Here is a 13,374-nt window from a genome sequence, read left to right as displayed (position 1 = left end):
TACTGCCCTAAATAACCACAAAGCTCTTAATAGTTCGCTTGTACTATAATACCATTAACCATTTCATTTTTTAACAAAGTTTGAGGGTTTAACTTCCCTGCTTCTATCAAGCAGCTCGTTTTGATGCTTAAGCTAAATCCCCGTTACTTTCACATAATTGCAAATTGTTTTAATGTCCTTGTGAATGGATGATTCAATGAGAGGGCAAATGCTTAGGTCTTAGCTAATAAACTAATGGATTATTCAATTGCGATTACAACTCTCAAGCATTCAGATCCTATCTTGGCAAGGCTAATAGAAATTATTGGAGATTGCAAACTCTATCAAGTACAACAAACTGGAGACTTGCTCTTTTCCCTATCTCGGTCAATTCTTTACCAGCAAATTTCCGGCAAGGCTGCTGGGAGCATTCATAGCAAATTTTTGCAACTTTATCCTCATAGCCCTTTCCCTACAGCTTTAGATATCCTCAATACCCCAGATGAAGTTTTGCGAGGAGCAGGTATTTCACGTCCCAAAGTTTTGTACTTGAAAGACCTTGCCCAAAAAGTTTTAGATGGATTACCTACGCTAGATCAATTGCAGGCAATGGAAGATGAATCAATTATCGAAGCCTTAACACCAATAAAAGGCGTTGGGCGTTGGACGGTGCAGATGCTGCTTATGTTTCGTTTACATCGGCTTGATGTTCTACCTGTTGATGACTTGGGTATTCGTGCTGGGATTCGCAGAGTTTATAGTTTAGCAGAGCTTCCTAATAAAAAGACTGTAGAAGATTTAGGACAAATGTGGAAACCCTACCGTTCTATTGCCTGTTGGTATCTGTGGCAAAGTTTAGAGATAAAAAATAACTAAGCAATAGCAACAATAATCCACTGTTCCACAGATTTTCTCGCTCAATGTCCCTACTAAGCATAAAATTAAATTGTCAAGGGTTAAGAATTATGGGGTTGTACTCGCGAGTTATTTTTCCACGTCTTCTCGACTGGAGTTTGTCACTTCCAAACTTAGCTAAATATCGTCAGCAATTGTTAGCTGATGTAACAGGAGAAGTTCTGGAAATTGGTTTTGGAACTGGATTAAATTTGGCTTGCTATCCTTATACTATTCACAAAATCACTACAGTTGACGTGAATCCTGGAATGAATGCTTTGGCAAACAAGCGGATTAGTGACTCTGGTATCATAGTTGAACAACTCCTGCTCTCAAGTGAAAATCTCCCAATGCCAGACAATACATTTGATAGTGTGGTCAGCACTTGGACTTTGTGCAGTATTGCAAATGTACAGCAAGCACTCCAAGAGGTTTATCGAGTACTAAAACCGGGTGGTAGGTTCTTTTTCGTGGAACATGGGTTGAGTGATAAGCCTAGCGTACAGGTTTGGCAGCATCGCCTCACACCAATTCAAAAAGTCGTAGCCGATGGATGTCACCTGAATCGAGATATTCAAAAATTGATAGAACAGCATTTTGACCATGTAGAGCTAAAACAGTTCACACCTGAAAATTTTTCAGATTTGATGGCTCATCTATACCTTGGATGTGCAACTAAGAAAGCATTGTAATTTTTGGCGGTAAGGCAATATTTAAAAAATAATCTCTGTTATTGAGTAAATTACTGAGGTAGGAGTGCATAGGCGCAGCCCTCTGCTTGCTGTCCTCGCACTTTGTTGCTTTATGGAGTTTCCAAAAATAAGATTTCCCCAAATTACTTAAATATTTTTCTCCGAGTTTTTTGAAGTATTTTGATTTTATGGAGATTTTTGAGTATCTATAACCAATTGATTTAACTCTTCTTGCATTTGATTATGAACTAATTCATAACAAGCATTAACATAGTCACGATCCCTAGACGCATCAAAGCCATATCGTTCAAAAGTAATTGGATGACAAACACGAGTATGAATTTGTATAGGTAGAGGAATATTTGGTAGAGGCCCAATAGATAACCCCCAAGGTAAACCTAAATAAATTGGAAATACTCCTGGGTCTATTTGATATAACCACGGCAATCCCCATTGATTCAATTGCTTGACGAAATCGTAGCAATCACATAAGACAATCAAGGTATCATGAGCGCCTACTGATATCAAAGGAACAATTGGAACTTCTTGTTTTAAAGCTAGCTTGATAAATCCCTTATTATCAGCAAAATTAATTTTATAGCGTTGGCTGTGAGTCCGAAACATATCATATTGCCCTCCAGGATATACAAGTACGCTAGCACCCATATCAAAAGCAGCTATAGCCATTTTTGGATGCGCGATAATCGCTCCTATTTTTTGAGCTAGTTCGGCTATTTGTGGACTGACTTTCCAAGCATAAGGATGCAATAAACCATAAACCAAACGCTGAGTTCCAAATCTAGAAAACCAATCATACATCATCATTACTAAATCTGGCGAAGCCATTCCACCATTATGAGAACCGACAAGTAGCACTTTTCCTTCTGCTGGGATGTGATGCCATCCATCAGTTTTTACTTGAAAATAGTAACGGTAAAACCATGACCATATAGGTATCAGTAATTCAATCAAATTAACATCTCGCTGTGTTAAAGACCATTGAATTTTATCGGTTTGCTTTTTTGTGATGTTGGTCTTTGCTGCTACAGCATCCACTAGTTCGCCTTTGTTCATAAATCACCCTGAAACATTGCAAGTAATCGAAATCTAGCATTATTACCTCTTATTCATAAAGGGGAAAAAAAATAATTTCTAACAACATACGAAAATTAACAATGCACGGCTACTACTGTGTCGATTTGGCGCGATAGATAATTATCATTTTGCTCCCAGAAATATCTAACTGCTGTAACTGTCACACTTTCGGTTAGGTAAATACATCTTCATATTCAGCCACAAGAGATAGGACATCTATACAGTACATAGGTACTATTTAGAGGCATGAAAATGAACCTGACCAAATATTCAAAATCAAGGAGCTAAATATATATGGCAATTCAAGAATTGCAAAAAAACGATATGATGGCGCATCTGCTTGAATCCCTTGATGCTGGCAAAGATATTGGTCATTACGGTAGGTTAGTGTTTGCAATGGTGGCACGTCATTTTCTGAGTGAGTCTGAGTTAATTGACTATCTTCAGAAAGATAAAAACTTCAGTGAACAAGAGGCACGTTCCTTGTATCTACAGGTACAAGGTAAAGATTATAACCCGCCTCGACGGGAGCGTATTCTTCAATGGCAGTCCCAACAGGAATTTCCCATCTGTCCGAATCCTGATGATCCAGATGCTTGTAACGTTTACAAGGACTTACAGTTTCCAGAAGAGGTATATGAACATATCTCCAACTATTATGAACATAAAGCAGATAGCTAAAAACTGATGACTAATCAAAAAGTTGTTCTAGTTACAGGTGCATCATCTGGGTTTGGGCAGTTAATTGCTCAACAACTGGTTGCTGTAGGCTACTGTGTTTTTGGTACGAGTCGCAAAGAACATCCAGCCTTACAGGGCGTAGAAATGTTGAGGCTGGATGTTACGTCTGATTCTTCAATAGAATCGTGTATCAGTGGGTTGCTTGCGCGGACTAACTGCATAGATATACTTGTGAATAATGCTGGACAAATTCATGCCAGCATGATTGAGGAAACTTCTTTAGAACAAGCTAAGGAGATTTTTGAGACGAACTTTTGGGGTGTTGTACGTGTTACTAATGCTGTCTTGCCCTTTATGAGACAGCAACGTAGCGGGCATATTATCAATATGAGTTCAGTAGCAGGGCTGATCGGCGCACCTGGTCAAGGTTTTTACTCTGCAAGTAAGTTTGCACTTGAAGGTTATAGCGAAGCATTAAGTGTGGAACTAGACCCATTCAATATTAAAGTATCTTTAGTTGAGCCTGGCTACTTTAAGACCAATTTTAACCAAGCCATGTTACAGCCTACTGTAACTCATAGTGATTATGACGCTATACGTGATGTAATTTTCTCATCTGTCCAGGGCGCAATTGCACAAGGTGACAATCCTGACAAGGTTGCAAAAGCAATCGCTCGTATTGCTTCAAGCTCCTCACCACGATTACGCTACCGTGTTGGCAATGAGGCACAATGGTTGCCTCGCTTGAGAGCGATACTACCTGATAAGCTGTTTCGCTTTGGTGCGCGTAAACGCTTGAACCTGCCTTAAACCAAAGCATGACTTAAAGTAGATAAACATCTGTAGACAAAAATCTCCGTCTAATTTTTGTAAACTCTGATTAACGGTGTCACCTTTGGTTGATTGGGATTAGTTAGGTTTAATCGATAAGCAGTTTTTAAGATATCTTCCATTTTCTCGCCTTTGACTGTAATTATATAATTTGCTGGTTGAGAAGGGTCTTTCTCCAATCTCTCAATTACCTTGTCTTGAATAATTGACACGTCTTTTAACCTCTGTGGTAGCCGAGCATTAGGTTTCCAAAGACATAAAACACCTGTAGAGTTGGGAAATTTTAGCAATTGTAGAGCGTATTTTTGATTATTAACTTGAAAGGAAGATGTCATCAATATTCTAGCTTGATTCTGTGGTGGTATTTGCTGAAATACTTCTTGTGTTCTCTCATGACGGCGACAGTTTCTATCGATAATTGGTTCTCCAGCAAGCGCAGATTTTGATAACGTTGATACACCTATACCGTAAAAACTTAAGCTGCTTAAAGCCAAAGCAATAACTTTAGAGAAATTAAGCATAGTTTAGATTCTCAGTTTTGGTATCGACGACTGAGTAAAATTTAGATTGTTCCTAAGCTCGACTTTACACTCGACCTTTACCATAACCAAGGTGTTGACCCAAAAGCAATTGCAATCTCGTTTAAGCAGTTAACTGAGAATCACCCAGAAACAGATTTGCGAATCGTGGGCATGAAAGTACGCGGCCAAAACAAGTTTCTAATTCGTGCTAAAACTGCTGTTGAAGCTGACAAGTCGGAACTAAGTGCGGAATATTTTGAAATTTATAATCAACTCAAAGCATTAGCAAAATAGGATTTACAAGCACTAATTTTAGAGAAAGATAGCCGAATTCCTAGTTTAGAGACTATGGTGGTTACGGCACTGCAAAACCCTAAATTTTACGCCCAAACTTATAGTAATCAGGGAAATACTATGTCACAAAGTCCTAACAAACAATCCAACTTTGACCTCAAAGGCGCTCAATTTGCAGGTGGTCTAGTCAACGCAGACACAGTACCCGCACAACAAATCGGCGGCAATATCACTAACTACAACCCACAGCAAAAGCAGAATCTCGCAGAAGCCGCAGCAGAAATTCAGCATCTTCTCAACCAATTGGGACAGAGTTATCCTACTAGCACTCCCCTAGAAAAACAGATAGCAGTCACAGAAGCACTCAACCAAATCAATGGTAATTCTACTTTGAAAGCACGGGTACTTGGAGGGCTGAAAGCTGGCGAGACAGAGGCATTAAAAGAATTAGTAGATCATCCTCTTGTCAATATACTTTTGGCAACTTTAGAAGGTTGGCAGGATGTTGAATAGTTCAGCTACTACAGATAAAGCAGAGGGATAAATGGCACTTTTTTGGGAAAAAGGTTTGAAACCCTTATCATGACTAGATTACACTTTCATTCGGCAAGCCCTAATTAGGGGGCTTTGGGTTCGATGAACTTGAGCTTCAAATTGCGTAGGCTATTTGAACCGCAGGTATCGGTGCGAGTACGCTTGCACTCAAGAAGCTCAAGCTGGTTTGCGGTGATAAAATCAGAAGAATCAGCCGTTTTAGGATTACAGAAAGCTACAAACTTAACTAATAGGGATTAGCGCAGAATCAATGACCAGCAATTATTTAATGATCGTTTGGCTGTGTTGGCGACAATGCACCAAAAAGAAAAGGTAATTGCTCCACTATTAGAACAAGAGTTAGGCATCAAAATTATAGTACCACAGGATTTTAATACTGATATTTTTGGCACATTTACTAGAGAAGTAGAACGTCCCGGAACACAAATTACCGCAGCTAAATTAAAAGCAGAGAAAGCTTTAGAATTAACACAAGAAAATTTAGCGATCGCTAGCGAAGGTAGTTTTACACCCCATCCATTAGTTCCTTACATTTCCTGTAATAAAGAAATAGTTGTTTTTTTAGATAAAATCAATAATCTAGAAATTATTGGTGAGGAAATTTCTACAGATACTAACTTTAATCATCAAATTATAACAAATTTAGATGAAGCATATATTTTTGCTAAGAAAGTTGGTTTTCCGGAACATGGATTAGTTGTCTGGTTTGAAAACTTAGAGAATAGATGTAATGAGATAACTAAAGGTATTACAAAAGAAATAGATTTGATAACATCAATTGATTTTGCATTGCATAATTCACCAAATAGCCAGGTAAATATTGAGACAGATATGCGGGCAATGTATAATCCCACTCGGATGAAAAACATTGCAAAAGCTACCCATAATTTACTCAATAAAATTAACAGTTTTTGCCCAAGATGTAATACCCCTGGTTTTGAAATAACTGAAATAATTCAGGGATTACCTTGTGAATTTTGTCAGATCCCAACCACCTTACCACTGGCCACAACTTATCAATGCAAAAAATGTGGTTTTAATCAAGAGAAACTATTTCCTAATAGTGTGGAATTTGCGAATCCAGCCCAATGTATGTACTGTAATCCGTAGGGTATCTCTACACGGAGAGGATTTGGATTTGGGGGATTGGTTAGAATTAGGATTACTGGGGATGCGTAGCTTGCCGCTGTAGGCATCCATCGCTTAACACCTAAAATAGTGCTATGGTCAATCAGGAAAAGTTGGATTGAATATGAATCAGACTTTAGCTGCCACACTGGGGGAATTACAAGCGCAAATTTATTGGTTACATGATGCTGAGGAGTTTGCAGAATTGGCATCAGCAGCAGCTACTATATATATGAAACTTGGTTATACTCAACAGCAGTCCGAAACGGCTGGTAATTTAATTAGTCAGGCTTATCAACTATCTGATGATGCTGTTTTAGCCCAAATAGCAGGTGAATTTGACAAAGAAATACAGTTTTATCATCAAGTTAAAGATAAATTAACCCAAGTAGAAACTACATTAGTTTATCAAAACAGCATTGCCATACATCAAATGAAATGGTGGATGTATTTTCGTCATCAACAAAAATTACAAACTATTATTCACTTATTTTTACAACATTTTCAAGCGGTAGGGTTGATGAACTTACTTACTGCTCTTAAACTTACATATTTTATAATGGAGATATGCAAAGTTCATAAATCGCGTGACACAGAAACCACCAAAGATAATGCTATAAAATACTGGACAGAATTATTGAAAATCAAACCGCCACAATATCCTTATCTTGGTTAAATTACCTATTTTTCTAGGCTAACTGCTTCAAATATTTTCTAGAACTCTAATGGTCTGTCTGTTTTGTATTTGCTGTTGACGGATGGTGTGTTAGAAACGGATAGTGCGCGATATTTTGACCCAACGGACAACAGAAAGTTTTTTACGGTGATGATTGCTGGCAAATAAAATTATCAGTCAGTTGGGGAAAATCGGTAATTCAATCTCAAGCGATTGCGATTTCACTCTGGCCCAATAGCTACTGAAGATTGCACTCAGAATTTATCGGGAGAAGCTGATGAACAACCAACCGAATCACAAAAACCTTAGCCCACAAGAAACGCCATGTCCTATCTGTGGCTCACAAAATTTTGTTTAGGGTCGTACCGTTGGAGAATCAGTAAGTCAGTGGGTGTATTTCCGTGCTGATGGGGCAGGGTGGGGGGAAGGCGAAAAGCTACGGGCGCGTAAATGTAGAGATTGTAACAATGTTCAACTTTTTTCGTATGATTAGCTGTCAAGACAAACCAAACTAGCCTTGAAGCTAAAACCAGCACTCCAGTTAAAATTTGTCGCAGATTTCAAGCAGGCGCAGATCCACCAAGCGCATTTCTGTAAGCATCAGCAGTTTCTATGCCAAAACCACCAGCTTGAGCATGACGGAGTAGCGATTGTACTATCGGCATCGCAATACTCATGCCAAATAAGGCATTGAAACCTGCAATAACCACTGGTGCAGATAATACAACTGTAAATTCTGGAAATAAGGCTAATACAGCTACTAAGACCAGAAAAACAATCGGTGTCGCAATACCTGCTGCTTTTGCCGCTTCTACAATTAAATTTTTATACTCTTCAACAGTAATATCGCCCCGATAAAGATCCAAGGAGTATGAAATCGCTGTGACTATAACTTGAGTGAGAATAGCGGTTCCTGTAGCAGTAATCCCCAACTTAGCAATTGTTCCAGAATTGCTGACAATAGAATCTACGGCATTGTAAACCCGAACATAAAACTGCTCCCCAACAGTCATAACTTCGGCTCCGCGACGGAGATTATCAATGCCTATTTCCCACACAATGTTGTCAGCACCGTTTGAGCCACCTTGGGAGCGTGGAATGATATGGCTACCATGTTTATCGCTCAAGAATTCACGGATGGTTCTTTCATTACCTCCTAGCTTTGATGTACCGGGAATTTTCTCAAACAGCTTCATGACATCTGTATCAGATCGAGATAAATCCCCAGTTCTCAGACCAGCACGATACCTCAATCTATATGCAATCTTGGGCATTTCTACGGCTAATTCCGCCGCAGTCGAAGGCAGCTTTTGCAATGCTTCAGCTATGGACAGACTCGAAGTACTCACACCAATAGCAGTTGTTTCAAATGCTTTACTGATATTTTGTACTGTTTGGAAACCTTGCTGTGCTGTTGCAGGTAAATTAGTAACTGCATTAATACTTGAGCTAGTAATCTCTACAGTAGTATTTTTGATGACATCAATTACTTCTTCTATCCCCTTTGCTGTAGTAGTTGCTGCTTCTTGCGCTTTATCTTTGAGCGTATCCGCCAAATTTCGTGCTTGGTTAATGAAATCCATGTTTTAACAAACTGTTGTTTTGACGATTTTGTATTTAGTTCAGCTTCTTCCCTCAAAGCTAAGAACCACATCAGCATTAATCATGAACTTTCAGAGGAATATTTAAGGAGATAGTAAGTGATTTATAGCTTTAGTCCGTGGTAAGTCAAAAATGGAAATTATAAAGCTAGTTTAGCTGTTTTATTAACCATTTAGGTAAATTTTTTATTGATACAGCAATTAGCATTACCTGAACCAGTTTTTTGCTTTGGTATTGTGTGCTTGAGTTGAACAAAAAAGCGAGTGTTACTCATCAAACAGTTTAATTTGCATTTGGTATTTCTTCGGCTGGCAAAGAGCGAATCAACTCTCGAATTACATCGGTTGCAGGTCTACCAGTCATTGAGCAGTATTTTTCTAATTTTTCTGCTTCACTTGATGCCAAATTAATTGTGAGTCGTTTAGTCGCCCATTTTTTATTCACTGATTTAATCAACTCAAATTAAAACTACTTCTCTAATATCAATCATTCAAACTGTTATCACAATGATAAAAGTAATGATATTCTCTTCAAGAAGCTGCAAAGTAAACACTAATAAGTGTAAAGCCGTAGTGAAGAGTTTAAATTTAGTTTAAGTGATGAAGCTTAAGTAATTTAAAGGCGACAATTATGAGTAGAACATAAGCTAAAAGTTTTTCTGTAATTAAGCATTCAGTGTAAATACATGGTAACTAGCAGCTTACCGACTGGATTGCTAGAGGCAATTTTGAACCAATCTGAGTTAAGTTCGGGAGAATAATACTTTAGTTAAGCCAAGCAAGATAGCCTAACTGCCTGCTGTAGGCGATCGCTATCCTTTTAACTCATTGGCACAAGGCTTTATACCAATACGGCTGGTATCAATCCAATAACCAATGTCAGGGCGACTAGTGATAATCTTGGGTGCTTCAATTATCTCTGCAATCGACTCCGGCGGGTGATTACACCATCGCACTCTTGGCAGGGCGTAAGCCCATCACATTATTATTGTTTCAATTTCAACATAACACCTACGGAAGAGCCAATTTATTTAAAGTAAGAAAAGTTTTCATCGTTATTGAATAAGCTTAACCCATTATTAATTAATCTTTAACTATAATTTAATTTAACTAAGCATTATTGCTTAGAAATGATTAATCTGATACTACTTGTATCCATAAATGCTAATAATTGTTGTAAATCAAGCAAATTTTTCTAATTTAGGCAAATTTTTGGTTGCGAATATTAAAAATCGCCAATTAGCTAACTGAAATAACTACGATTTACAACCGCACAAACATGGCTTGTGAAAAATAGGAGTAAAGTATGTCCCAAATGCTAAATCGTCGTCGATTTCTTCAGGCATCGGCGGCGGCGGCATCTGCCAGCATAGGTGTATCCAATATTCGCACTTGGGCTAGCAGTGTTGACGAGTATGTTGAGGCGATAGTAATTGGTAGTGGTTTTGGCGGTGCAGTCGCATCATTGCGTCTTGGTCAGGCTGGAATTGAAACAGTTGTATTAGAACGGGGACGACGATGGCAAATTACTAGCGCAGGTAATACCTTCTCTACAACAGATAATCCAGATGGTCGTTCTACCTGGCTTAGTCCTACTACAGTTTTACCCGCACCAGTTCCAGCAACCCCTATTAATGTATATACAGGTGTTTTCGACGTTAAAAGAGGTAATGGTATCAATGCTTATCGAGGGGCAGGTGTGGGGGGTACTTCGCTTGTCTATGGTGGCATCACCTATCAGCCAACTGAGGAACTATTTTACAAAGTTTTTCCACGCACTATTAAATACTCTGAACTAGATAGAGTTTATTACCCACGAGTGCGTTCTATCCTCAAGTCCTCTCCAATCCCAGACGATATTCTACAAACTAAATACTACTTAGCCAGCCGTATTCTTTTGGAGCAAGCAGCCAGAGCGGGTTTAAATGCACGTAAGATTGACATCGCTTTTGACTGGGACATTGTTCGTCAGGAAATTGCTGGTGAGAAAGTAGCTTCTATTATTGCAGGTCAAATTTACTATGGCACAAATAGTGGTGCTAAAAACAGCGTAGACCGCAACTATCTAAGTATGGCAGAAACTACTGGTAACGTTGAAATCCGACCTTTACACGTAGTCACTACAATTGGGGAATCAGATCGTGGGCGTTATCGGGTTGTCTGCAATCAAATCAACGAACAAGGAGAAGTGCTTTTTCAAAAATCCTTTGTTTGCCGCTATCTGTTTTTAGCCGCAGGTTCAATTGGTACTACTGAACTATTGCTGCGTGCTAAAAGCAATGGTACTTTGCGCCGCCTCAATCATCAGGTAGGAAAGTTTTGGGGGACAAATTCTGATTCAACTACTTTAATGATTAATGCTAGTCAGACTAATCCAACACAGGGAACTCCTGGTGTGATATCAGTTGAGCATCTTGACAATCCTATTGCGCCACTAATACTTGAGCCATTCCAAGCGATTCCTTTTATCCCACAAGGTCTAATTCCTGTGCTTGGTCAGGGAATTTCAAAACCGGAGGGCTATCTTACTTACAATATGTCTACTGGGTCAGCAGATTTGTTGTGGCCTAGCAACTCAGCCGATAGTCAGAAAAATGCTCAAGCTCTCCAGTATACTTACCAACGGCTCAACCAAGCCAATGGTACAAGTCTAGCTGCACCGCCTGACTACAGTAGTACAGCACACCCGCTTGGTGGTGCAACTATTGGACAAGTATGCAACACTCATGGACAGGTCTTTGGTTATACCAACTTGTTTGTTGTTGATAGTGCGCTTATTCCTGGTTCAACAGCCTGCTCAAATCCTTCGCTGACTATTGCAGCTCTGGCAGAACGGAGTATGGATCACTTTCTCAACCGGATTCCTGATTATCGAAAAAGATAACGGTTACAAAATTTAATTAAATTAATTTAACCTTAAAAATTTTTGGGAAGTTAAATATTGTTAGCAAACAGTATCTTAGAGTGGTAGGGGAGCATATTGAGTAACTGTCCGATTAGTTTTGTGGGTCGAGCCGTACAGTCTGCGTTCGCGTAACTCCATTAAAGCCTTTCCCGCTTCAAAAAACGCCCGTTCCACTTTCCTCTCCAGGTGCAAGCGGTAAGCGTAGCCATGCCGTCAGGCTTATCGCTAATTTCCTGCTCGGTTAATTCTGGAACTTCAACGGCAGTAACATTAATTGTTGCTGTAGCTGGATCTACTTGCTGAGAGATATCCTCATTTGCAGAGTTAGCTACTGAAGTTGAATCGGTAGATGCGGCAGAGGTGGCTTTGTTGCGTCTAGAAGGTGGTTTAGGCATGATTCCGAGTATATAGAATCACTAATAAATAATATCGATGCTTACTAATAGGAGTAGCGACATTGACAGTCCAATTATCTATACTTGACTTCCAACGCCTAGCCCGCATAGTCCAAAATTTACCCGACTTTGGTAATGTGCGCGATCGCCGTCGTTTAGTCGCAGGTGCATTACAAGGTGTAGCCCAAGCAGATATTATCCTAGCGCGGTTAGATTTGGATGGTGCGCCGATGGGTGTTTCTGTGGAAGTAGTGCGATTTTTAGCTCAATTTGGACGAGTCGCTTACGATAAAGAAGCTCTTGCTGTCTTCCTCAACTATATTCAGCCTTTTACTGGGGATGAAGATACAGACTTTATCATAGAACTATTTCGGAACTACCCACTTGATGTTCCAGTCAGTCCTAGCCGTGGAATTGGCAACTGGAAGGGAGTAGATAGTACATCTGATATCAAAGAAAAGATTATTGGGGAAAATACATTACGCGATATATACATTTTAAACTTGGCTCTGGAAGCTTCAAAAGCCGTGGTTCGGATCGCTACTCCAGACGGTTTAGGCACAGGATTTATGATTGCGTCTGATTTACTAATGACGAACAATCACGTTATTAATAGTCAAGAAGTAGGAGAGAAAAGTGATTTTAGCTTTAACTATCAACTGGATATTAAAGGTAAGCAATGCCCAACACAGACTATTGGAGCTTTAGCCGGAGGTGTTTTTTACACTAACGAAGCATTGGACTATACAGTAGTAACCCTGAAAGAAGTACCCGGTTTCGGCAAGCCTTTAATCTTCAAGAGTAAACTAATGCGGCGAGATGACCGCGTAGCAATTATTCAGCATCCAGGTGGGCATTTAAAGAAAATCTCTATACAGAATAACTTTGTTGCTTACGCCGATAATCAAGTATTGCAATATACTACTACTACAGAACCAGGTTCATCGGGGTCGCCTGTTTTCGATGATGATTTTCAGGTGGTAGGGATTCACCATAGCGGTGGGATGTTACTAGAACCGAATACACAACAAAAGTATTTACGCAATGCAGGAACAAGTGCGATCGCATTGTTGAGTGACCTTAAAAACAACACACCAGAAATTTACACAAGGTTGCAGAGGTAATTT

Annotated in this window: 15 protein-coding genes; 10 read left to right on the top strand and 5 right to left on the bottom strand. The window is 39.3% G+C overall.

Annotated elements, in window-relative coordinates; all coding sequences use genetic code 11:
- The first annotated feature begins 234 nt into the window (after nucleotides 1–234).
- Together H6G92_RS28140 and H6G92_RS28135 are read left to right on the top strand one after the other, a co-directional pair.
- Complete coding sequence (locus tag H6G92_RS28140; protein ID WP_190898726.1) at nucleotides 235–855, top strand: DNA-3-methyladenine glycosylase family protein; 621 nt, start codon at nucleotides 235–237, stop codon at nucleotides 853–855.
- A gap of 89 nt (nucleotides 856–944) precedes the next feature.
- On the top strand, nucleotides 945–1,565 hold the full coding sequence (locus tag H6G92_RS28135) for a class I SAM-dependent methyltransferase (RefSeq protein WP_190898724.1): 621 nt from the start codon (nucleotides 945–947) through the stop codon (nucleotides 1,563–1,565).
- 186 nt (nucleotides 1,566–1,751) lie between these two features.
- Here H6G92_RS28135 and H6G92_RS28130 read toward each other — a convergent pair whose 3' ends face one another.
- The gene (locus H6G92_RS28130; RefSeq protein ID WP_190898722.1) at nucleotides 1,752–2,639 is read right to left on the bottom strand and encodes a 1-acyl-sn-glycerol-3-phosphate acyltransferase; all 888 of its coding nucleotides are present in this window, start codon (nucleotides 2,637–2,639) and stop codon (nucleotides 1,752–1,754) included.
- A gap of 315 nt (nucleotides 2,640–2,954) precedes the next feature.
- On the opposite strand from H6G92_RS28130, the gene H6G92_RS28125 reads away from it, so the two are divergent.
- Nucleotides 2,955–3,341 (top strand): hypothetical protein, encoded by a 387-nt coding sequence (locus H6G92_RS28125; protein ID WP_190898720.1) that lies wholly within the window; start codon nucleotides 2,955–2,957, stop codon nucleotides 3,339–3,341.
- Nucleotides 3,342–3,347: 6 nt separating this feature from the next.
- Nucleotides 3,348–4,151: an SDR family NAD(P)-dependent oxidoreductase gene (locus H6G92_RS28120; protein ID WP_190898718.1), complete on the top strand. Its 804-nt coding sequence runs from the start codon at nucleotides 3,348–3,350 to the stop codon at nucleotides 4,149–4,151.
- 50 nt (nucleotides 4,152–4,201) lie between these two features.
- On the opposite strand, the gene H6G92_RS28115 is transcribed toward H6G92_RS28120, so the two are convergent.
- Complete coding sequence (locus H6G92_RS28115; protein ID WP_190898716.1) at nucleotides 4,202–4,693, bottom strand: hypothetical protein; 492 nt, start codon at nucleotides 4,691–4,693, stop codon at nucleotides 4,202–4,204.
- A 171-nt stretch (nucleotides 4,694–4,864) separates the two neighbouring features.
- On the opposite strand from H6G92_RS28115, the gene H6G92_RS40500 reads away from it, so the two are divergent.
- From H6G92_RS40500 to H6G92_RS28100, 4 genes are all read left to right on the top strand, one after another.
- Nucleotides 4,865–4,987, top strand: a complete 123-nt coding sequence (locus H6G92_RS40500; protein ID WP_277926786.1) for a hypothetical protein — start codon at nucleotides 4,865–4,867, stop codon at nucleotides 4,985–4,987.
- A gap of 120 nt (nucleotides 4,988–5,107) precedes the next feature.
- Nucleotides 5,108–5,500, top strand: a complete 393-nt coding sequence (locus tag H6G92_RS28110) for a hypothetical protein (RefSeq protein ID WP_190898713.1) — start codon at nucleotides 5,108–5,110, stop codon at nucleotides 5,498–5,500.
- A gap of 288 nt (nucleotides 5,501–5,788) precedes the next feature.
- Complete coding sequence (locus H6G92_RS28105; RefSeq protein WP_190898766.1) at nucleotides 5,789–6,652, top strand: DUF6671 family protein; 864 nt, start codon at nucleotides 5,789–5,791, stop codon at nucleotides 6,650–6,652.
- Between the two features lie 142 nt (nucleotides 6,653–6,794).
- Complete coding sequence (locus H6G92_RS28100; RefSeq protein ID WP_190898711.1) at nucleotides 6,795–7,346, top strand: hypothetical protein; 552 nt, start codon at nucleotides 6,795–6,797, stop codon at nucleotides 7,344–7,346.
- A 560-nt stretch (nucleotides 7,347–7,906) separates the two neighbouring features.
- Here H6G92_RS28100 and H6G92_RS28095 read toward each other — a convergent pair.
- Together H6G92_RS28095 and H6G92_RS28090 are read right to left on the bottom strand one after the other, a co-directional pair.
- On the bottom strand, nucleotides 7,907–8,929 hold the full coding sequence (locus H6G92_RS28095; RefSeq protein ID WP_190898709.1) for an HNH endonuclease: 1,023 nt from the start codon (nucleotides 8,927–8,929) through the stop codon (nucleotides 7,907–7,909).
- 301 nt (nucleotides 8,930–9,230) lie between these two features.
- A complete protein-coding gene (locus H6G92_RS28090) occupies nucleotides 9,231–9,401 on the bottom strand; it encodes a ribbon-helix-helix protein, CopG family (protein WP_190898764.1) in 171 nt (56 codons plus the stop codon).
- 852 nt (nucleotides 9,402–10,253) lie between these two features.
- Here H6G92_RS28090 and H6G92_RS28085 point away from each other — a divergent pair.
- Entirely contained in the window at nucleotides 10,254–11,831 is a 1,578-nt protein-coding gene (locus H6G92_RS28085; RefSeq protein ID WP_190898707.1) for a GMC oxidoreductase, read from the top strand.
- Between the two features lie 158 nt (nucleotides 11,832–11,989).
- Here H6G92_RS28085 and H6G92_RS28080 read toward each other — a convergent pair whose 3' ends face one another.
- Entirely contained in the window at nucleotides 11,990–12,247 is a 258-nt protein-coding gene (locus tag H6G92_RS28080; protein WP_390667083.1) for a hypothetical protein, read from the bottom strand.
- A gap of 62 nt (nucleotides 12,248–12,309) precedes the next feature.
- Here H6G92_RS28080 and H6G92_RS28075 point away from each other — a divergent pair, with 62 nt between their 5' ends.
- The gene (locus tag H6G92_RS28075) at nucleotides 12,310–13,371 is read left to right on the top strand and encodes a trypsin-like peptidase domain-containing protein (protein WP_190898705.1); all 1,062 of its coding nucleotides are present in this window, start codon (nucleotides 12,310–12,312) and stop codon (nucleotides 13,369–13,371) included.
- Nucleotides 13,372–13,374 lie beyond the last annotated feature (3 nt).

The organism is Nostoc foliaceum FACHB-393, from assembly GCF_014698505.1.
Taxonomy (GTDB): Bacteria; Cyanobacteriota; Cyanobacteriia; order Cyanobacteriales; family Nostocaceae; genus Nostoc; species Nostoc foliaceum_A.
Note: the sequence above shows the minus strand (reverse complement) of the source record. Positions and strands in the feature narration are given on the sequence as shown.

Bases quoted from the DNA above. Each gene is read 5' to 3' on its own strand.
- H6G92_RS28140 (WP_190898726.1), top strand. From the start codon at position 235: ATGGATTATTCAATTGCGATTACAACTCTCAAGCATTCAGATCCTATC.
- H6G92_RS28135 (WP_190898724.1), top strand. From the start codon at position 945: ATGGGGTTGTACTCGCGAGTTATTTTTCCACGTCTTCTCGACTGGAGT.
- H6G92_RS28130 (WP_190898722.1), bottom strand. From the start codon at position 2,639: ATGAACAAAGGCGAACTAGTGGATGCTGTAGCAGCAAAGACCAACATC.
- H6G92_RS28125 (WP_190898720.1), top strand. From the start codon at position 2,955: ATGGCAATTCAAGAATTGCAAAAAAACGATATGATGGCGCATCTGCTT.
- H6G92_RS28120 (WP_190898718.1), top strand. From the start codon at position 3,348: ATGACTAATCAAAAAGTTGTTCTAGTTACAGGTGCATCATCTGGGTTT.
- H6G92_RS28115 (WP_190898716.1), bottom strand. From the start codon at position 4,693: ATGCTTAATTTCTCTAAAGTTATTGCTTTGGCTTTAAGCAGCTTAAGT.
- H6G92_RS40500 (WP_277926786.1), top strand. From the start codon at position 4,865: ATGAAAGTACGCGGCCAAAACAAGTTTCTAATTCGTGCTAAAACTGCT.
- H6G92_RS28110 (WP_190898713.1), top strand. From the start codon at position 5,108: ATGTCACAAAGTCCTAACAAACAATCCAACTTTGACCTCAAAGGCGCT.
- H6G92_RS28100 (WP_190898711.1), top strand. From the start codon at position 6,795: ATGAATCAGACTTTAGCTGCCACACTGGGGGAATTACAAGCGCAAATT.
- H6G92_RS28095 (WP_190898709.1), bottom strand. From the start codon at position 8,929: ATGGATTTCATTAACCAAGCACGAAATTTGGCGGATACGCTCAAAGAT.
- H6G92_RS28085 (WP_190898707.1), top strand. From the start codon at position 10,254: ATGTCCCAAATGCTAAATCGTCGTCGATTTCTTCAGGCATCGGCGGCG.
- H6G92_RS28080 (WP_390667083.1), bottom strand. From the start codon at position 12,247: ATGCCTAAACCACCTTCTAGACGCAACAAAGCCACCTCTGCCGCATCT.